Origin of the sequence: Maribacter taeanensis (assembly GCF_047345145.1) — a bacterium.
GTDB lineage: Bacteria > Bacteroidota > Bacteroidia > Flavobacteriales > Flavobacteriaceae > Maribacter_C.
Map to the genome: position 1 here is coordinate 524,978 of NZ_JBLFER010000002.1, position 18,815 is coordinate 543,792.

General features: G+C 37.7%; 21 protein-coding genes. 10 read left to right on the forward strand and 11 right to left on the reverse strand.

The features are described 5' to 3' along the window. Positions 1-65: 65 nt before the first annotated feature. The 9 genes from sufD (at position 66) to ACKWCD_RS08215 (ending at position 7,559) form a co-directional block, all read left to right on the forward strand. Positions 66-1,382, forward strand: coding sequence for a Fe-S cluster assembly protein SufD (sufD, locus tag ACKWCD_RS08175; RefSeq protein ID WP_413983451.1), 1,317 nt, complete (start codon positions 66-68; stop codon positions 1,380-1,382). 52 nt (positions 1,383-1,434) lie between these two features. Beyond that, on the forward strand, positions 1,435-2,070 hold the full coding sequence (locus ACKWCD_RS08180) for a porin family protein (protein ID WP_413983452.1): 636 nt from the start codon (positions 1,435-1,437) through the stop codon (positions 2,068-2,070). A gap of 68 nt (positions 2,071-2,138) precedes the next feature. Further along, on the forward strand, positions 2,139-3,353 hold the full coding sequence (locus ACKWCD_RS08185; RefSeq protein WP_413983453.1) for an aminotransferase class V-fold PLP-dependent enzyme: 1,215 nt from the start codon (positions 2,139-2,141) through the stop codon (positions 3,351-3,353). 200 nt (positions 3,354-3,553) lie between these two features. Then, on the forward strand, positions 3,554-4,657 hold the full coding sequence (locus ACKWCD_RS08190; RefSeq protein WP_413983454.1) for a zinc metalloprotease: 1,104 nt from the start codon (positions 3,554-3,556) through the stop codon (positions 4,655-4,657). A 67-nt stretch (positions 4,658-4,724) separates the two neighbouring features. Continuing rightward, the gene (locus ACKWCD_RS08195; protein ID WP_413983455.1) at positions 4,725-5,153 is read left to right on the forward strand and encodes a hypothetical protein; all 429 of its coding nucleotides are present in this window, start codon (positions 4,725-4,727) and stop codon (positions 5,151-5,153) included. 64 nt (positions 5,154-5,217) lie between these two features. Beyond that, positions 5,218-5,640: a SufE family protein gene (locus tag ACKWCD_RS08200; protein WP_413983456.1), complete on the forward strand. Its 423-nt coding sequence runs from the start codon at positions 5,218-5,220 to the stop codon at positions 5,638-5,640. Positions 5,641-5,647: 7 nt separating this feature from the next. Next, entirely contained in the window at positions 5,648-5,977 is a 330-nt protein-coding gene (locus ACKWCD_RS08205) for a DUF59 domain-containing protein (protein WP_138656766.1), read from the forward strand. Between the two features lie 62 nt (positions 5,978-6,039). Beyond that, positions 6,040-6,546, forward strand: coding sequence for a DUF2480 family protein (locus ACKWCD_RS08210; RefSeq protein ID WP_413983457.1), 507 nt, complete (start codon positions 6,040-6,042; stop codon positions 6,544-6,546). Positions 6,547-6,620: 74 nt separating this feature from the next. Beyond that, positions 6,621-7,559, forward strand: a complete 939-nt coding sequence (locus ACKWCD_RS08215) for a DUF3078 domain-containing protein (RefSeq protein ID WP_413983458.1) — start codon at positions 6,621-6,623, stop codon at positions 7,557-7,559. A gap of 997 nt (positions 7,560-8,556) precedes the next feature. Here ACKWCD_RS08215 and hflX read toward each other — a convergent pair. Beyond that, positions 8,557-9,771: a GTPase HflX gene (gene hflX, locus ACKWCD_RS08220; RefSeq protein ID WP_413983459.1), complete on the reverse strand. Its 1,215-nt coding sequence runs from the start codon at positions 9,769-9,771 to the stop codon at positions 8,557-8,559. Positions 9,772-9,838: 67 nt separating this feature from the next. Here hflX and ACKWCD_RS08225 point away from each other — a divergent pair, with 67 nt between their 5' ends. Then, positions 9,839-10,813, forward strand: coding sequence for an endonuclease/exonuclease/phosphatase family protein (locus ACKWCD_RS08225; protein ID WP_413983460.1), 975 nt, complete (start codon positions 9,839-9,841; stop codon positions 10,811-10,813). Between the two features lie 17 nt (positions 10,814-10,830). Here the strand turns inward: ACKWCD_RS08225 and ACKWCD_RS08230 are convergent, their stop codons facing one another. The 10 genes from ACKWCD_RS08230 to hemF form a co-directional block, all read right to left on the reverse strand. Further along, the gene (locus ACKWCD_RS08230) at positions 10,831-11,292 is read right to left on the reverse strand and encodes an FKBP-type peptidyl-prolyl cis-trans isomerase (RefSeq protein WP_413983461.1); all 462 of its coding nucleotides are present in this window, start codon (positions 11,290-11,292) and stop codon (positions 10,831-10,833) included. A 60-nt stretch (positions 11,293-11,352) separates the two neighbouring features. Next, positions 11,353-12,066, reverse strand: coding sequence for a 3'-5' exonuclease (locus ACKWCD_RS08235; protein ID WP_413983462.1), 714 nt, complete (start codon positions 12,064-12,066; stop codon positions 11,353-11,355). A 204-nt stretch (positions 12,067-12,270) separates the two neighbouring features. Next, positions 12,271-12,744 carry a methylated-DNA--[protein]-cysteine S-methyltransferase gene (locus tag ACKWCD_RS08240; protein WP_413983463.1) on the reverse strand — a complete coding sequence of 158 codons (474 nt, stop codon included), beginning with the start codon at positions 12,742-12,744 and terminating at the stop codon, positions 12,271-12,273. A 4-nt stretch (positions 12,745-12,748) separates the two neighbouring features. Next, the gene (locus ACKWCD_RS08245; protein WP_413983464.1) at positions 12,749-13,861 is read right to left on the reverse strand and encodes a CNNM domain-containing protein; all 1,113 of its coding nucleotides are present in this window, start codon (positions 13,859-13,861) and stop codon (positions 12,749-12,751) included. A gap of 52 nt (positions 13,862-13,913) precedes the next feature. Further along, the gene (locus ACKWCD_RS08250; RefSeq protein ID WP_413983465.1) at positions 13,914-15,245 is read right to left on the reverse strand and encodes a serine hydrolase domain-containing protein; all 1,332 of its coding nucleotides are present in this window, start codon (positions 15,243-15,245) and stop codon (positions 13,914-13,916) included. A gap of 41 nt (positions 15,246-15,286) precedes the next feature. After that, a complete protein-coding gene (gene hemB / locus ACKWCD_RS08255; RefSeq protein WP_413983466.1) occupies positions 15,287-16,276 on the reverse strand; it encodes a porphobilinogen synthase in 990 nt (329 codons plus the stop codon). Between the two features lie 53 nt (positions 16,277-16,329). Then, positions 16,330-16,944 (reverse strand): hypothetical protein, encoded by a 615-nt coding sequence (locus ACKWCD_RS08260; protein ID WP_413983467.1) that lies wholly within the window; start codon positions 16,942-16,944, stop codon positions 16,330-16,332. A 1-nt stretch (position 16,945) separates the two neighbouring features. Beyond that, positions 16,946-17,719, reverse strand: coding sequence for a hypothetical protein (locus ACKWCD_RS08265; protein WP_413983468.1), 774 nt, complete (start codon positions 17,717-17,719; stop codon positions 16,946-16,948). A 10-nt stretch (positions 17,720-17,729) separates the two neighbouring features. Further along, complete coding sequence (locus tag ACKWCD_RS08270) at positions 17,730-17,879, reverse strand: hypothetical protein (RefSeq protein ID WP_413983469.1); 150 nt, start codon at positions 17,877-17,879, stop codon at positions 17,730-17,732. A gap of 15 nt (positions 17,880-17,894) precedes the next feature. Continuing rightward, positions 17,895-18,797, reverse strand: coding sequence for an oxygen-dependent coproporphyrinogen oxidase (hemF, locus tag ACKWCD_RS08275; RefSeq protein WP_413983470.1), 903 nt, complete (start codon positions 18,795-18,797; stop codon positions 17,895-17,897). Positions 18,798-18,815 lie beyond the last annotated feature (18 nt).

Consider the following 18,815-nt stretch of genomic DNA (forward strand, 5'->3'; position numbering starts at 1 on the left):
GTACAAAGTAAAAAGTAGATAGTACAAAGTACTCATTACTTAATACTCTAATACTTAATGAAAACATGGATTTAAAAGATAAGTTAGTTTCATCCTTTATGGCGTTTGAGAATAACGTCGACATTGAACACCCAGTTCATGATGTTCGTACTGAAGCGATGAAGAATTTCGAAACGAAAGGTTTTCCATCAAAAAAGGACGAGGCTTGGAAGTATACTTCATTGAATAGTCTTCAGAAGATTGATTTTAGTATTTTCCCAAAACAGGATAATGCGCTTGATTATAAGGATGTCAAGAAATATTTCATCCATGATATTGACACCTATAAAATCGTTTTTGTAGATGGCGTTTTTAGCTCTCATTTATCTGAGACTACGCATGATGGAGTTGACATTTGTTTGATGAGCTCTGCTTTGACAAAGCCTATGTATAAGCAGATAATAGATGTATATTTCAATAAAGTGGCCTCGAAAGATGAGTCTTTAACTACCTTGAATACCGCCTTTAGCAGAGAGGGTGCTTATATCTATATCCCGAAAGGGCAAATGCCGAAAAAACCTGTTGAGATTATTCATTTTGCAACAGGCAATGAAGCTTCTTTGATGTTACAGCCAAGAAATCTAATTGTTGTTGAAGAAAATGCTGAGCTACAAGTTATTGAGCGTCATCAAAGTCTAACAACGAATGAAGTGCTGACCAATTGTGTTACAGAAATATTTGCTGCTAAAAGCGCGAATATTGATTATTACAAAGTGCAGAATGATTCGGCAACTGCTTCATTAATTGATAACACCTATATCAATCAAAAGAGTAAGAGTTTTGTAAATGTGCATACCTTTTCTTTCGGAGGAAAGCTAACACGAAATAACCTGAACTTCTATCAGAATGGTGAGTATATGGACTCCACAATGAAGGGAGTTACTATTTTAGGAGAAAAACAACACGTTGACCATCACACTTTAGTACATCATATAGAGCCTAACTGTGAAAGCCACCAAGATTATAAAGGTATTTACGGTGAAAATTCTACAGGTGTTTTCAACGGGAAGATCATCGTTGATAAAATTGCTCAGAAAACAAACGCCTTTCAGCAGAACAACAACATTCTAATAAGTGACAAGGCTACCATCAATACAAAACCGCAACTAGAGATTTTTGCTGATGATGTCAAATGTTCACACGGTTGTACTATTGGGCAGTTAGACGAAGATGCTATGTTTTATTTGCAATCTCGAGGAATTCCTGAAAAAGAGGCTCGCGCCTTATTGATGTACGCCTTCGCCAACAACGTTTTAGAGAGTGTACGTATTCCTGAATTGAAATCAAGAATCAATAAGTTGATTGCTAAGAAACTTGGGGTAAATATGGGTTTCGATTTGTAATAAAGATTTTAATTTCACGTTTTTTAGGTGGTCTAATTTGTTACTTAATTATATGAAACGTTTCTTTCTACTCCTATTTTTTTCAACAATAACAATCCAATTACATTCTCAAGATTTTAGCTTTGGAGCTAAAGCCGGATTGAATTTATCCACAGTTACCGGAGATGTGCCCGAATCTATCAATCCTAGGTTGGCTTATCATTTAGGAGGCTTCGTAAATATTCCACTATCGGAACGTTTTTCGCTTCACCCAGAATTACTTTATTTTTCAATAGGGAGCACGTTTAGTCTTTCGACTAACGAGTTTACAAACTTTGATCCTGATCCTTTTAGCGGGTCTGGTTCTTTCAGGTCAGTAAACAGAGCTAACTTTTTAGCAGTACCAGTAAACTTTAGGTTTAATTTTACAGATCGTTTTGGGTTGGATTTTGGCCCACAGATAAGTTTTTTGCTAAACACTGCTTCTAAAGTTAAAGAAAACCCTGATAATCTAGATGCTTTTAACCAAACAACTCCCGGAAGGTTTGTACCTGATTACGGAGCTAACCTAGGGCTTACATTTTCACCAATTGATAAGTTTAACTTCCAATTGAGATATTATCAAGGGCTTAAAAACCTTAGCTTTTTTCGAGAAGATAGAAGTTTTAACGTCGCACTTCAATTTTCTGTTGGGTACGTGATTTTCTAAGGAATTCGAAGGCAGTTGTTCTGCTTTTTACAACATAGTAGGTATCTTTGTAAATCAATACTATTGCTATGTTCGACGTACAGAAAATCCGTAAAGATTTCCCTATTCTAAATCGCGAGGTAAATGGAAAACCTCTGGTTTATCTAGACAACGCTGCTACTTCCCAAACTCCGCAACAAGTGATTGATGTTATAGCTGATTACTATCAAAATTACAACGCAAACATCCATAGAGGAGTGCATGCTTTGTCTCAAGAAGCAACTGACAAATACGAAGAGGCTCGGATAAAAATTCAGAAACATTTTAATGCTTCCAAAGCCCATGAAATCATTTTCACATCTGGTACAACGCACAGCATCAATATTGTAGCAAACGGGTTTTCTTCTCTTATTAAAAAAGGAGATGAGATTTTAGTTTCGGCGATGGAACATCACTCCAATATCGTTCCCTGGCAGATGCTTTGTGAACGTACGGGAGGGGTATTGAAAGTGATTCCCATGAATCAAGAGGGTGAATTGTTGATGGATGAATATGACAAACTCCTATCTATCAAAACGAAACTTGTTTTCTGCAATCATATTTCAAATGCATTAGGAACAATAAATCCCATAGAGAAAATCATTGAGAAGGCACATAAAGTTGGTGCTGCCGTTTTAGTTGATGGCGCACAAGCAGCACCTCATATCGTAGCTGATGTACAGAAGTTAGATGTTGATTTTTATACGATTTCAGCGCACAAAGTTTGCGGACCAACGGGAGCTGGAATGCTTTACGGCAAAGAAGAATGGCTGAACAAATTACCTCCTTATCAAGGTGGCGGAGAAATGATTGCTGAGGTAACTTTTGAAAAAACGACCTATGCAGATTTGCCGCATAAATTTGAAGCGGGTACGCCTAATATCTGTGGAGGTATTGCTTTTGGAGCTGCGTTAGATTATATGAATTCCATCGGATTCAATGATATAGCAAAGTATGAGCACGAGCTTTTAGAATACGCTACCCAAAAATTACTCGAAATAGACAAGTTGAAAATCTACGGAACGGCAAAGGATAAAACCTCTGTGATATCTTTTAATATTGAAGGAGTTCATCCGTATGATATTGGTTCTATTTTAGATAAATTAGGAATTGCAGTTAGAACAGGTCATCACTGCGCCCAACCTATTATGGACTTCTTCAAAATTCCTGGAACGGTTCGTGCAAGCTTCTGTTTCTATAATACCAAAGAAGAAGTTGATGTTTTGGTAGAGGGAGTCAATAGAGCAAAAAACATGTTGCTCTGACATTGTTCCGCTTTTCTTTTTAATTACCTCTTGAATTGTTTATAACTTTTTGGTAAGCATTACCCTACATAATGTTAGGTTGCATCGACGAATTACATTGTCGTTTATTTGGGGATTTAACAAATAAATTAACAATTACTTAATGATTTGTTAAAAAATTATATATTCGCATCACATTAACTTAAAAAAACCCCTTTTAAATGAAAAAAGTACTTTTTAGTTTAGCAGTATCGACACTGGTGTTGGTATCCTGCGAACAAGACACAACTGACCCACAAAACGAAATTTTGGCTCAAGAAGTTCAGGTAGACATGAGTGATTTTTATGTTTATACAGACGAAGTGGAGAATGACCTTTCCTCGAAAGGGAATAATAGCAAAGATTGTGCAACAATGCGTGTGCTGAATAAGAACCTTAAGGCTAATAAGGGTCTTGAAAAAAGAATGTATGACATTGAAAAACATGCAAGAAAATTTATTGCATCTAAAAAACCAGACAAGCCAGGTAATGGTAACGGAAATGGTAATGGAGGTGGTGGTGGTGACGGAGACGGCGGCGGAGACCCAGTCGATGACGGTTTAGGAGTAATAAATATTCCTGTAGTGGTTCATGTTATTTATAGCAATAGCAACGAAAACATAAGTGATGCACAAATTAATTCTCAGATAGCCGTCTTGAATAAAGATTTCAACGCAACGAATGGTGATGTAAATCAAGTACCTTCTGAATTCGCAGGTCGTGTTGCTGATTCTGACTTTAATTTTACTCTTGACCAAGTAATCCGTGTTTCTTCTTCTCGAACTTCTTGGGGAACCAATGACGCCATGAAATCTTCGGCAAACGGAGGTTCTGATGTAGTATCTCCTGCAACACATTTGAATATGTGGGTTTGTAATATTGGTGGAGGAATTTTAGGTTATGCTCAGTTTCCTGGAGGCAGCGCTTCGACAGATGGCGTAGTAGTTTCACCTCAGTTTTTTGGCACTACAGGGTTTGTTTCAGCACCATTTAATGGTGGTAGAACTATGACTCATGAAGTAGGACATTGGGCCAATCTGAGACATATTTGGGGAGATGGTAGATGTAAGCGTGACGACTTTGTTGCAGATACACCTAGCTCTGATGCACCTAACTATGGTTGTCCTTCATATCCAACAGTTAACTGTCGTTCGAATGATATGACAATGAATTATATGGATTATGTTGACGATGCTTGTATGTATATGTTCTCAGAAGGGCAGAAATCTAGAATGCGAGCTATTTTTGCGCCAGGTGGAGCTAGAGCAAGTTTTTTAGGCAGCTAACCGTATTATTACCATAATATAATCATAAAAAGACACCTATTAAGGTGTCTTTTTTTTACTTTGGCTTATGATGAAAAGCAAATATTATCTAGGTATACTGGTTTTAATGATAATCTCAGGATGTTCGGCGCAACAAGTTCCAAATGAGATTAAGATAACCTATCTGGCTTCTTCTAGGGGGTTATACAAGGATATTGAATTGAGTAAACAAAAAATTTCGGTTCTTGAAAACAGGTCTTCCGAAAATAGAACCGAAGTTGAAATGCCAAAAGATGAATGGGAAGCCCTTTTAAAACGCTGTCAAGCTCTTCCAGCCCAGACTGAAAGTTTTGATTCTGAAAAACTGAGTATAGATGCTGCTATTGGATCGACTTTGACGATTAAAGGAATTGACGACTCAAAAGATATGGTGTTCAAGATAGATTATAGTAATGTTCCCGAATTATTTGAACCATTAATCAGTCAAATACTCGCATTGTCGGAAACTGTTGAATAGCCGATATTCTTATCGTATTTTTGCACAATAATTTATCTCTTTTTTTGGAGATTAAGATGGTCATATGCAGATACAAGATATTCAGGAAGAAATCGTAGATGAATTTGCCATGTTCGAAGATTGGATGCAGCGCTACGAATACATGATTGACTTGGGGAAATCACTTCCGCTAATCAACGAGCAATACAAGACCGATGATAATATCATAAAAGGTTGTCAAAGTAAGGTTTGGGTGCATGCGGAGTTAGAAGATAATAAATTAGTTTTCACTGCGGATAGTGATGCTATAATTACCAAGGGAATCATAGCCATTTTAATACGAGCATTTAGTAATCAAAAGCCCGCGGATATTATTGAGGCAAATACTGATTTTATTGATGAAATCGGATTGAAAGAACATTTATCACCCACAAGAGCCAATGGCTTGGTGAGCATGATAAAACAATTAAAATTGTATGCTGTGGCCTATCAAACACAGTTAAATTAAGAGTAATATGAGCGAAGAGACAACAATAGATACCCAAGAACTTGGGGATAAGATAGTAGGTGTTATCAAGACAATTTACGACCCCGAGATTCCTGTTGATATTTACGAATTAGGATTGATATATGACGTTTTGGTCAATGAAGAAAATGACGTTAAAATACTAATGACACTAACTTCTCCTAATTGTCCGGTGGCAGAAACACTTCCTGTTGAGGTTGAAGAGAAAGTGAAATCCTTAGATATGGTAAAAGACGCTGAGGTAGAAATTACTTTTGACCCGCCATGGACGCAAGACTTAATGAGTGAAGAAGCCAAACTAGAACTTGGGTTACTTTAACCTTGTTTTGCCACCCTGAGCGCAGTCGAAGGGCAGACTCAAATGTTTTTTAAGAATACATCATGCCAGACGAAATCATAAACAGAGTTGCGCAAAGCAAACTCATCACTTTCGATTTAGAGGATTACTATACCGAAGGAGAACGTGCGGTTTTAGATGTCAAAGACTGGCTGTATGAAGGTTTTATACTAAAGGAAAAGGAATTTAGGGATCATGTTTCTGAACACGATTGGAGTAAATACCAAGACGCTTTTGTTGCACTAACCTGCTCTACGGATGCTATTATTCCCGGTTGGGCGAATATGTTGATAGCTTCGAAATTGCAACCTTACACAAAAAAGGTGGTAGCCGGCAATCTTGAACAATTAGAAACCTCACTGTACCAGTTAGCAATAGAAAAAATAGATGTCACTCCTTTTCAAGACAAGCCTGTAATCATTAAAGGATGCAGTAATAAGCCGGTTCCACCTAACGCTTATATATGGGCTACAGCAAAAATACAGACAGTTGCTAAGAGCGTTATGTACGGTGAAGCTTGTTCTTCAGTACCGCTTTTCAAGAAGAAATAATTTCCTTCTTATTTATTTTATGGTAACAATTCTTACATTTGTCACTCATAACAACACTTAAACACTTAAACATTATGAAAAAAGTACTTTTTGTTGCATTAACAATATTGATTGGGGCTTTTACCTATGCCCAAGATGATATGCAAAAAGCAGATGAGCTAAAAGCGATGTTAGGCCCAAAAGCAGATTCTATTGCTGCCATTCAAGGAAGAATCGATGCCATTCAAGGTGAAATTGATGGATTGCCCGGCTGGAGAAAAGGAATGTTCGGAACCCTTGGAGCGAACCTTGCAGGTTCTAAAAATTGGTATGGACAAGGAACTCCAAATAACTCTTCAGGAAATATTGGAGTTACTGTAAATGGTTTTGCGAACTTAAAACAGGAAAAATACTTCTGGAATAATGGCTTAAATGTCAACCTGAATTGGGTGAAAATAGATAATAAGGATATTGATACCGATGATGACAGTTTCAACGGTACTACTGATGTGTTTAACCTCACCTCACTTTTTGGGTATAACTTGAGTAAAAAGTTTGCTGTTTCTGCTTTGGCGGAATACAGAACTTCTATTATCAATAATTTCAACAATCCCGGCTATCTTGATTTTGGTGTTGGTGCCACTTGGCTGCCGATTGAAAATATGGTCGTTGTAATCCATCCCTTAAACTACAACTTTGTATTTTCTGATAACGATGCTGTATTTGAATCTTCATTAGGAGCAAAAATTGTTGTTGATTATACGAGACAAATAGGAGCAGTTAATTTTAAAACAAACTTCTCGACTTTTCAAAGTTACAGCAGCGGTGATTTATCTAACTGGACATGGATCAACTCTTTTGGATATACACTTTGGAAAGGAATCGGACTCGGTTTCGAGTTTGGTCTAAGAAATAACAAACAAGAAGCTTTGGCAAATGCACTCGGTCAAAGTTTAACACCGACACCGACATTTGGTAATGTAGATAATCCTGTACAGAGCTACTGGTTATTCGGCTTGAACTATTCTTTGTAGATAGAAAACTAGTTTAAAAAGTAAAACGCCTCGACATTGTCGAGGCGTTTTTAGTTAAGTAGGATTCGTAAATTTGGTTGTTACAGTCAATAAAATCAAATTTTACGTCAAGTTTGCACTTGAGCGTAATCCAAATAATTAGAATTTTCGGCTAAGATTAGTTTCATTGGGACATTACACTAAATCTCAAATACATGACGAATGTAAATTTCATCTGGCGCACCCATAAATTTTTGTTGTGAATGAATCAATAGCTGTTGTGAATTGCGTTAAAACGTGTGGTTTGATCGATGAAATACATTCAAATTATATAGAAGACAAATATGAAGTAGCTGATAACCAATAAAAAAACCCTGAAGTAATTCAGGGCTTTTTTTACTAAGTAGGTTTATCGTAAAATTTGAGTTCCGATTAAAATCAGTTTAAGCTTTCAGATTTCGGTTAAGTTCAAGGGATGATTTGGGGTCAATACTATCACTTAATTACAATGTAAAGATATATTGGTTTTGTGATTCTGCTAAATTAATGTTGTGAACTAAGGCCACAATGTTGTGTGTCGGATGAATGGTTTTTCTTATTCGATGAAGAGCACTTAAGGGTTTTAAAAATGCTATTTATTAATGATATGATTAATGAAATATTTCCAATAAAAAAGCCCTCCAGAATGGAGGGCGTTTTTATCAAGTAGGTTTGGGTAAGCTTGGTTTGGTATTTATTAAGCTTTTAGATTAAAAGTATTGATTTGGGATTAGTGCTATTACTTAATTACAAAGTAAAGGTATATTGGTTTTGTGATTCTACTAAATTATTGTTGTGAAGTTATGCTGCAATGTTGTGAAAAATATAAGAGGTTTTGTTTCTTCGATGAACTGCACTTTTATGTAGGAAAATGAAGGAATGTTTTTTGCAAAAGGTATTACAGTGACATCTTTTTTAGACTTTTACTGTCTAAAAAATATAGTGAAAAGCCCGACCTCGCCATCAGCGAAGTTTTGCCCTACTGATACTCATCTAAATTTTCAGGGTAGAGGAAGTTGTTATAAGGAAAACGAGTTACGTGAATATCGCGTACCTCATTATAGACTCTTTTTCGAAACTCATCGAGGTTCTCTTTGTTTAAAGCGGAAATGAACAAAGCACGATCACCAACTTTTTGCATCCAAGTTTGTTTCCACTCTTCGATGGTGAAGTGTTTGTTGGTTTTTTCAGTCACAAGATCATCTTCATCAATGGTCTCATATTCGTATTGATCTATCTTATTAAAGACCATAATGCTTTTTTTATCAGAGCTTTTGATCTCAGCCAAAATTTTGTTCACTGATTCTATATGCTCTTCAAATTGCGGATGTGATATATCGACTACATGCAATAGCAAGTCGGCTTCACGAACTTCGTCTAAGGTGCTTTTGAAACTCTCCACGAGTTGTGTGGGAAGCTTGCGAATAAAACCCACAGTATCACTTAGAAGAAATGGAAGGTTGCCCAATACGACTTTACGAACTGTCGTATCTAGGGTTGCAAACAGCTTGTTCTCTGCAAACACCTTACTTTTACTTACCACATTCATTAGTGTCGATTTACCAACATTTGTATAGCCTACAAGCGCAACCCGTACTAAGGCACCGCGATTACCTCGCTGGGTTTCCATTTGGCGATCGATTTTGGTCAATTTCTTTTTCAGTAGGGAAATGCGATCACGAACAATACGTCTGTCTGTTTCAATTTCCGTTTCACCAGGGCCACGCATTCCAATACCCCCTTTTTGACGTTCAAGATGTGTCCATAGTCCGGTTAATCTTGGAAGCAGATATTCATATTGTGCCAACTCAACCTGTGTACGAGCATAACTTGTTTGTGCCCGTTGCGCGAAAATGTCAAGAATAAGGCTCGTGCGATCGATGATCTTACAGCGTAATTGTTTTTCAATATTACGTTGTTGTGCGGGTGTAAGTTCATCATCGAAGATTACAGAACCAATTTCATGTTCTTCAACATAGGCTTCTACCTCTAGCATCTTACCACTACCAATTAAGGTTTTTGGGTTGGGCACATCCATACGTTGAACGAAGCGTTTGTATACCTCACCTCCTGCAGTATAGGTTAAGAACTCAAGCTCGTCAAGATACTCGGTAACCTTTTCCTCATTCTGTTCGCGGTTCATGATACCAATAAGTACCGCCCTCTCATAATCTATCGACTTCTTTTCCAGCATAAACCTAGTTTAAAGTGCAAATCTAGGTAACGATTTTTGTAAATTTGATTCCCCAACGATAAAAACCATGATTTTCTCATTCTTTAAGAAGAAAAAGGGAAAGAACATTTTCACAATAGGTTTCTATAACCTAGAAAATCTGTTTGACACCAACGACGATCCAAATACTTTGGACGACGACTTCACACCTACAGGTTTCAAGAAATGGTCAATGAAACGCTATAAGCGTAAACTGTACAAATTGGCCAAGACTATTTCTGAAATTGGAGACACATCTACTAAAAACCCTCCAGTATTATTGGGAATTGCAGAGGTTGAAAATGAGAAAGTAATCGAAGATTTAATTGGTGCAGAACCCCTTCGCGATATTGACTATGGATATGTGCATTATGATTCTCCAGATGAGAGAGGTATCGATACCGCACTTATTTATCAAAAATCAAATTTCGAAGTACTGTATTCAGAGCCTATTACTTTGATGATTTTCGAAAAGGACGGAAGAAGAGATACCACTCGAGATATTTTATATGTAAAGGGGAAACTAAATAAGGAAGAAGTACACATTTTTGTTAATCATTGGCCCTCTCGAAGAGATGGTCAGGACGAAACTAGTTCCAAAAGAGTTAAAGCAGCCGAAACCATAAAGGAATATATGGCGAAGATAGAGGCTAAGGTTGAAAGCCCCAATTATATCGTAATGGGTGACTTTAATGATGGCCCTGATTCAGAAAGTATACAATCGCTTATGGAGTGTGATCATTTATACAACCCTATGGAAAAGTTACTCAGCCCTGAACGCGGTAGTGCGAATTATAAACAGACTTGGATGTTGTTTGACCAAATCATGGTCTCTCATAATTTATTGAATTATGAAAAAGGCACGCACAGTTTTGCTCATGCTAATATTTTTGATGAAGCCTTTTTAACCGAGTTCAAAGGGAAGTTTAAGGGCACACCCTATAGAACGTATGCTGGCCGAAAATACATTGGGGGCTATAGCGATCACTTTCCAGTGTATATTCAATTAAAATACAATGGATAGCATTTTTGGCCGTAATTCTAGTTTACAGAAATCAAGCTTACCTCAAAGACAAGAACTGAACCCCCAGGAATTCCTCTAGTATCAAAACTACCATAACCTAAATGAGAGGGAACCAAAAGGATGCCGTTACCTCCTTCTTTGAAATAGGTAATACCTTCAGTCCAGCCTTTAATGACTTGCTGCAAGTTAAACGAGATGCCTTCGGAATCACTTTCGTCAAACACAGATTTATTCAAGTAGAAGCCTTTATAGGCAACGGTTACGTCTGAGTTTTCACTGGGCTGTTGGCCCGTGCCTAACTCTTCGATAACATAATGTAAGCCGGTACTACTTTTTTGGGCGGTTAGATTATTATCAGCGATGTATTTTAGAATTTCTTCTTCATTTTGTGCTGTAAAATCAATTTGTTCTACTTTTTTATCGTCATTACAAGAAATAATAAGGAGTAATAGAGCGGCGAACAGGGAGTACTTTGTCATAGCTAAATTTTAAGGGGGCAAATATAGCAAAGAAGTATTTCTTACATAGATTCCTCGATGTTAAACCTTCTTTAATTCAGTAGCCACTAATAAGTCATCTCCCCTAAGTCTAAGAAAAACCTGTGCTGTGGTAACCACGTCTAGTTCGCAGTAGGTAATAATCCTATCAAGATCCTTTTCTTCATAGTACACTTCCCTTACCATGCTGCCGTCGATATCTTCTTTAGGAGAAGGTATGCCTAAAATATTCGCCAGTAATTTGAGGGAAGTAAAATGCTTGTAATCGCCGAATTTCCAAAGTTCCATGGTATCTAAATGTGGAATTTCCCATGGTTTTTTACCAAAAAGATTCAGTTTATAGGGAAGTTCCATGTCATGTATAATCATCCGCCTTGCGATATAAGGGAAATCAAACTCCTTGGCATTATGGCCACATAATAGGTGTTTTGTGCTACTGAAATGGGTAATCAGTAAGTTTTTGAACTCTTTTAGGAGCTTTACCTCATCGCCATGAAAAGTGGTGGTTCTGAAGGTGCGTATGTCTCCTTTAAAGTTGAAATACCCAACCGATATACATATAATCTTACCGAATTCAGCCCAAATACCTGCTCTTTCATAGAACTCCTCTGGAGTAAATTCATCTTTACGTTGGTACTTTGACTTTTGCTCCCAAAGTGCTTTTTTCTCGTCATCAAGTTCATCGAAAGATTCTGTTTCAGGAACAGTTTCGATATCGAGAAAAAGAATATGTTCTAAATTGATTCTTGTAAGCATGTTTTGGTGCTAGTTTGACCATTAAATATACAAAGTAAAACCGGAGAAATAAATAATAATGTAATTTCCTACTTAAAAAGAAAGAACTGACTTACAAGTTTGTTTTGACTTAAATAGTGCATGCATACCTTTTTTATAAAGCTATATATCTAAAGGAGTGAGAAGCTTTTTTAATTTGTAAAAAGACTTATCAGTCGGTAATTATCAAAATAAAGAACCTTGCTTCACAGGATTTTCATGTGCTAAAAGCCACTTTTTACGATGTAATCCGCCAGCATATCCCGTTAGCGAACCATCACTTCCAATTACACGATGACAGGGCACAATAATCCATAGCGGATTCTTTCCATTTGCGGCGGCAACGGCACGTATTGCCTTTACATCACCAAGTTTTTTGGAAAGTTCTAAATAAGACATGGTTTTCCCATAGGGAATATTGAGAAGTTCTTTCCAAACTCCCTGTTGAAAAGGAGTTCCTTGAGGTTTCAGTTGAAGATTGAAATTTTCGCGTTGCCCTTCAAAATATTCGTTCAATTGGTAAACGGCATCTTCAAGCACTTCCGGAATCACATCGGTAAGTGTCTCTTCTGTATCTAAAACTGATATAGCTGAAAGTCCATCTGTGTCGCCTTCTAATTTTGCAATTCCCAAAGGAGTAGATATATAGGCGGTTTCCATGGATTTATTCTTCTTTTTCTATTAATCCCGATTTCTTTGCTCTAGTTTCCCAATTCTTACGGGCCAGTTCCTGTAAATCAGCTACATTGTCGCTTTCGTCCATGATTTCTAAGCCAAGTAAGGTTTCTATGATGTCCTCCATCGTAACCAGGCCGCTTACAGAGCCGTATTCATCAACTACTAGCGCCATATGTACTCTTTTGCGAATAAAGGTCTCAAATAGCTCGGGAATGGGTGTATTTCGTTGAGTAATCAAGATATCTCTGCGAATCTCAGACAAGGAAACTTCTCCATTACCATTTATGATTTCCTCTAAAACATTGTTTTTAAGCACGAAACCGGTAATATGATCTTCTTTCTGGCTGTAAACAGGAATCCTTGAAAAACGGACTTTAGGATTCTCGGCAAAGAATTCTTGAATGCTCTGGTCTTCAGATGCCATTTTAACGACGGCCCTTGGGGTCATTACATCTTTCACCAAAACTTCATCAAATCGTAATAAATTTTTGATAATGGTGGATTCAGATTTTTCGAAAACACCATCTTCATGAGCAATATCGGCCATCGCGGTGAAATCTTCCCGACTAAGTGCGCTTCCATGGTGACCTTTACCCCCTACCAATTTTGTAAAAAGCTGCAGTACCCAAAGCAAACCGGTATATTTTAATGCCAATACCATAATGCGCAAAGTTTTGGCGCTAAAGTTGGAAAGTTGCTTCCAGTAGGTCGCTCCAATGGTTTTTGGAATAATCTCTGAGGCAACTAAAATCAAGATGGTCATAATCGTAGAAACAACCCCAACCATCAAGTCTTCCGTAAATTCTACACCTAAAATGGAGCGGGTGGTATTTCCATATATTTCAGCATAGGCCGCTTTAGCTTGAACACCAACTAGAATTGCACCAACCGTATGTGCAATCGTATTTAGGGTAAGAATGGCGATAAGGGGTTTATCCACATCTTTTTTAAGTTCTTCTAAAGTCGCGGCGTAAGCTTTTCCTTCTTTCTTCTTGAGATTTATAAAGGTTGGATTTACACTCAACAAAACAGCTTCCAAAATGGAGCAGAGAAATGAAAAGAAAATGGAAATTACAGCGTAAAAAATCAACAGGCCCATGTATGGTGGTTTTAATTACGAAGATACCAATTTAATAAGTACTCGAGTGGATTCAATCTAGTGGTAAGCTGGTGGAATAAAAAACTTGCTGCACTGATTCCCGAATCTTAAGTTCATACAAATTACGATGCTCTCTTGTAGGGTTTACACGGTTTGACAGAAAAATATATACCATTTGGTTTTTCGGATCAACCCAAACGAAAGTTCCTGTAAAACCTGAATGTCCAAAGCTTTCGGGACTGACCATCTTGGAAGGGTAAGCCTCTTTGACACTTAAAGTATCATTACCCAGTAGTGGTTTGTCAAACCCCAATCCTCTTCGATTTTCGTTTTCTGGATACTGTACTTCTATAAACGCTTTCATCGTAGCATTGGAAATATATCTTTTACCATTGTAAAACCCATATTGCATATACATTTGCAACAACTTAGCTAAATCGGTAGCTGTAGCAAACAAGCCTGCATTGCCCGAAACTCCGCCTAATAAAGAAGCATTCTCATCGTGCACCCAACCTTGGATAAGTGAGTTACGAAACAGAGTGTCTTGTTCTGTTGGAACTATTTGATTAGAATATCCTTTAGTTTTTGGCTGAAATCCCATGGTGCTAGCGCCAAGCGGTTTATAAAAGTGCTGTTCCAAGTAATTTTCATAGGATTGACCCGTCAATTGTTCGATGAGTTGAGGAAAAATCAGGAATGTTAGTCCTGAATACCGGTATTTTTTTTCTTCAGATACTTTTGACCGACTAATCATCCGGTGCATTTTACGTTTGAAGCTATTTTTGATGAATAGTCCGTCATAGGCTTGCTTTCCGAATCTGGCTGAGGTCGATGTTCGAACAAACCGCCTTTTAACTTTTCCATTTCTTCTAAGTACCTCATTAAGAAAAACGATGTACGGAGTCAATCCAGCCTGATGAGCCAAAATTTCTCTTAAAGTCAAGTCTTTCTTATCCTTTACTTTCCGCCAAGGCTTCCAATAGGCGCTAAAAGGTTTGTCTAAATCTAATTTACCTTCATCTACTAATTTCATTAGTGCCGGTAAGGGACCTGTAATTTTAGTAACGGACGCCAAATCATAAATGTCATTTAAAGCGACAGGTTGACTGTTGTTATAGGTATGAAATCCGTAAGCTTTATGAAAGATGATTTTTGAATTTTTAGCAACTAGAATTTGAGCTCCAGGGAATGCTTTATTTTCGATTCCACGATGAATAATGGAATCTACTTTCGAATGAATATAAGCAGAATCTAGCTTTACTTCGGAAGGATTTGCATAACTGAGTTCCAAATCGAGAACGGAGTTGTCAATCTCTAGTGAAGCCTTTTGAGAATGGGTCTTGTAGAAGAATAAACCAATTAGTATAAAAATATAAAATTTCATGCGTAAAGGGTTTATTCCCTTCGGAATGATAAATGAAATAGTTAGCCCATCAATCGAACAGCATCCTTTGCAAAGTAGCTCGCAATGATATTGGCACCAGCTCTTTTGATGGCAACCAATTGTTCCATCATTACCGCATCATGATCCAACCATCCTTTTTCAGCTGCAGCTTTTAGCATGGCGTATTCACCACTGACTTGATATACTGCAACCGGGACATCAACTTCATTTCTAATTTCACGAACAATATCCAAATAAGCTAACCCGGGTTTCACCATTACGATATCAGCACCTTCGTCAATATCCGCTTGGGTTTCTGTAATCGCTTCGAAACGATTTGCAGAATCCATTTGATAGGTTTTCTTGTCTTTGGGAACATTTTTCATATCCACAGGAGCAGAGTCTAAAGCATCACGAAAAGGACCATAAAAGGCGCTTGCATATTTGGCACTATAGCTCATAATACCCTTATTTACATGGCCTTCATCTTCTAAGGCTTCCCGAATGGTTAAAATGCGCCCATCCATCATATCGCTGGGTGCCACGAAATCTGCGCCAGCATCGGCATGGCTTACACTCATTTCCGCAAGAATTTCCGAAGTCTCATCATTTAGTATTTGTCTGTCTTGAACAATTCCATCATGACCTAGAGAAGAATAGGGGTCAAGGGCAACATCCGTCATCACCAACATATCCGGACAAGCATTTTTAACTGCTTTTATGGCCAATTGCATCAATCCGTTTGGATTCAAGGCCTCAGTGCCTTTGTTGTCTTTTAAATTATCAGGTACCTTCACAAAAAGAAGAACGGCGCAAAGTCCCATATTCCATAGTTCTTTGACCTCTTTTTCAAGATTGTCAAGACTTAGTCGATAGTAATTGGGCATAGAAGCGATTTCTTCTTTGACTCCTTTTCCCTCCACAACAAATAATGGAACGAGAAAGTCACTAGGAGTTATGATTGTTTCGCGCACTAAATGACGAATGGAATCATTTGTTCTTAAACGTCTATTTCTTCGGAGTGGATACATGTTCGGTATTTGAATTCAAAGTTACTGAATATTCATCTTAGGCAGGAAACAACTTACGGAATGGCTTTATTCATTTCCTCCTTACAATCAATAATTTCCAAAAGACTTTCATCTAGATGATGTGCTTTCCATACTTCAATATCATTTTTAATAGAAAGTGGGTCTTGGTCCGAATCAATATACGTGCGAATAGATGAAACCGTCGAGAAATCCATTGCCTCTATTTTAACAATGGAATTTTTTCCAGGAATAGTATACGCATCTTCATAATCGTAGCAGAAAACCAAAACTTGGTCGCCAACTGCTACACCACTTTGGTAAAAGCAATCAGTTGTAAAAAACTTTTGTCCTGTGTATGTATTCGCGCCCAAATCTTTGATTTTATACACCTTTTCAAGTTCAACAATACCTTCTTGAGAAGTGTATAGTGGGCCTGGGTCATTGTTTGGTTCTTTTAGAGCCGTCACTGTTCCTTCAAAAACTAGGGAAAGTTCTTCGCCGCAAGCTCCGATAAAAGGACCTGATTGAGGCCACCAATAGGTATAGCCAACATTTAAAGTGTCTTGCGTAAAGACAACTTCAATATCGCTTTTTGATTTTTTGGTAGTGCAAGCACTTATAATAACAAGCGCAGCAAGAAGTATCCAAAACGAGCATCCTTTTCTCATGCTATTCTAAATTTCGAATAAACTTTTCAACGTTGATATGTACATCGTCTTCCCCTTGCTGGTCAAACGGATTTTCCAAATGCGACTGAATATTATCCAGAGCCACAAGAATCACACTAAACAAAACTGGAACGGCAAATTGCAGCCCATAGCTATAACTTGTTACGCTTTCAGCGAAGTGAGGTCCGTAAATAATGGGCAGAATGACGATAAAAATATCACTATAGGTTCGTAAAGTTCGAGGCGTACGATACTGATAAATATGTTTTATTCGTTCGAAGGAAATCATCATTTTACTCAAAAACTGATTTGACCTAGAAGCCTCTCCCGAAGGCAAGCCATGTGACCGCATGGACTTTATAAAAACGGATAGTGAATGAAAATCAGCATACACATTTTTTTCGTATTCCTCCAATCGGTCAACCGGCTGAGTGAAAATCTCTCTACAAGAATTCATAAGGGATTCTAGATGTCCTTTTAATTCAGTTTTTAATTCTTCCGGTGGATTTTCAAGCCAATGCGAAACAGCAAAGAACAATGCCCTACCATGTGCTTTTATCGAACCGTATTCGTCTAAGGCGACTTCCCTTCTTTTATAGGCTCCTCCAATAGAAAATACAATCGGAAAAACGATTGCAGTGCCTATTAGCGTTAATGGAAAATCTGCTTTGATATCGTAATGCAAACAAATTGCTGTCGAAGTAATTGCTAGGAAGGTGATGAGAAAGGTCTTCCAATTAATTATGAGTACAATTCTTAGGAGGTATTTTAGCATGTTGGTTGGGCTATTGGTTTTCTTGGCTTTTTTTGATAATGGCTTTTAGCCGTTCTTTACGAAGTTCGGCCTCTTTTTTCAGCTTATTCTTTTTTCGATTCATAAGCTTGGTATGTTTCGCTTTATTAACGGTATTTTTTGCTTTTCCTTTTTTAGCCATGGTAGAAAGTTGAATTTATACCCAATCTTTGGGCGTTTTCAATACCTCTAAAAGCTTGGCTTCTTCGCTTCCTTCTTCCGGATGATGGTCATACTTCCACTGCACATGTGGCGGTAGACTCATGAGGATACTTTCGATACGTCCATTCGTTTTTAAACCGAACAGTGTGCCTTTGTCATGTACTAAATTGAACTCTACATAACGCCCTCTCCGCACCTCTTGCCAATCGCGCTGAAACGATGTAAATTCAACGCTTTTACGTTTTGTAACAATTGGTATATAAGCATCTAAAAAACTGTTGCCAACCTCAGTTACAAAGTTGTACCAATCTTTCATTTGCATTTCATCAGTTGCTTTACAATAATCAAAGAATAGGCCACCTAAACCTCTCGCTTCGTTACGATGTGTATTCCAAAAATACTCATCACATCGCCTCTTATACTTCGAATGGAATTCCGAATGATGTGCATCACAGGCTTTTTTACAAACGGTATGAAAATGAACCGCATCTTCTTCAAAAAGATAGTACGGAGTCAAATCTTGTCCACCTCCAAACCACTGGTCAACAATATTACCTTGCTTATCATACATTTCAAAATAGCGCCAATTCGCATGAACGGTTGGCACCATTGGATTCTTCGGATGCAAAACCAAACTCAGTCCACAAGCAAAGAAATCAGCATCCTCAACGCCGAAGTAAGCTTGCATGCTTTTCGGCAATTTTCCGTGAACCCCTGAAATATTTACGCCGCCTTTCTCGAAGACATTTCCGTTTTCTATGACTCGCGTTCGCCCACCGCCACCTTCTGGGCGTTTCCAGATATCTTCTTGAAATTTGGCTTTGCCGTCTACTTCTTCCAACTTGGAAGTTATGGTATCCTGAAGGTTTTGTATGTATGCGTAAAATTTGTCTTTCATTACTCAGGAATATTTATG

Bases quoted from the DNA above. Each gene is read 5' to 3' on its own strand.
- hemB (WP_413983466.1), bottom strand. From the start codon at position 16,276: ATGTATCCACTCCGAAGAAATAGACGTTTAAGAACAAATGATTCCATT.
- hflX (WP_413983459.1), bottom strand. From the start codon at position 9,771: ATGCTGGAAAAGAAGTCGATAGATTATGAGAGGGCGGTACTTATTGGT.
- ACKWCD_RS08205 (WP_138656766.1), top strand. From the start codon at position 5,648: ATGAGCGAAGAGACAACAATAGATACCCAAGAACTTGGGGATAAGATA.
- hemF (WP_413983470.1), bottom strand. From the start codon at position 18,797: ATGAAAGACAAATTTTACGCATACATACAAAACCTTCAGGATACCATA.
- ACKWCD_RS08190 (WP_413983454.1), top strand. From the start codon at position 3,554: ATGAAAAAAGTACTTTTTAGTTTAGCAGTATCGACACTGGTGTTGGTA.
- ACKWCD_RS08185 (WP_413983453.1), top strand. From the start codon at position 2,139: ATGTTCGACGTACAGAAAATCCGTAAAGATTTCCCTATTCTAAATCGC.
- ACKWCD_RS08200 (WP_413983456.1), top strand. From the start codon at position 5,218: ATGCAGATACAAGATATTCAGGAAGAAATCGTAGATGAATTTGCCATG.
- ACKWCD_RS08240 (WP_413983463.1), bottom strand. From the start codon at position 12,744: ATGGAAACCGCCTATATATCTACTCCTTTGGGAATTGCAAAATTAGAA.
- ACKWCD_RS08265 (WP_413983468.1), bottom strand. From the start codon at position 17,719: ATGCTAAAATACCTCCTAAGAATTGTACTCATAATTAATTGGAAGACC.
- ACKWCD_RS08225 (WP_413983460.1), top strand. From the start codon at position 9,839: ATGATTTTCTCATTCTTTAAGAAGAAAAAGGGAAAGAACATTTTCACA.
- ACKWCD_RS08250 (WP_413983465.1), bottom strand. From the start codon at position 15,245: ATGAAATTTTATATTTTTATACTAATTGGTTTATTCTTCTACAAGACC.
- ACKWCD_RS08210 (WP_413983457.1), top strand. From the start codon at position 6,040: ATGCCAGACGAAATCATAAACAGAGTTGCGCAAAGCAAACTCATCACT.
- ACKWCD_RS08245 (WP_413983464.1), bottom strand. From the start codon at position 13,861: ATGGGCCTGTTGATTTTTTACGCTGTAATTTCCATTTTCTTTTCATTT.
- ACKWCD_RS08270 (WP_413983469.1), bottom strand. From the start codon at position 17,879: ATGGCTAAAAAAGGAAAAGCAAAAAATACCGTTAATAAAGCGAAACAT.
- ACKWCD_RS08235 (WP_413983462.1), bottom strand. From the start codon at position 12,066: ATGCTTACAAGAATCAATTTAGAACATATTCTTTTTCTCGATATCGAA.
- sufD (WP_413983451.1), top strand. From the start codon at position 66: ATGGATTTAAAAGATAAGTTAGTTTCATCCTTTATGGCGTTTGAGAAT.
- ACKWCD_RS08195 (WP_413983455.1), top strand. From the start codon at position 4,725: ATGATGAAAAGCAAATATTATCTAGGTATACTGGTTTTAATGATAATC.
- ACKWCD_RS08230 (WP_413983461.1), bottom strand. From the start codon at position 11,292: ATGACAAAGTACTCCCTGTTCGCCGCTCTATTACTCCTTATTATTTCT.
- ACKWCD_RS08260 (WP_413983467.1), bottom strand. From the start codon at position 16,944: ATGAGAAAAGGATGCTCGTTTTGGATACTTCTTGCTGCGCTTGTTATT.
- ACKWCD_RS08180 (WP_413983452.1), top strand. From the start codon at position 1,435: ATGAAACGTTTCTTTCTACTCCTATTTTTTTCAACAATAACAATCCAA.
- ACKWCD_RS08215 (WP_413983458.1), top strand. From the start codon at position 6,621: ATGAAAAAAGTACTTTTTGTTGCATTAACAATATTGATTGGGGCTTTT.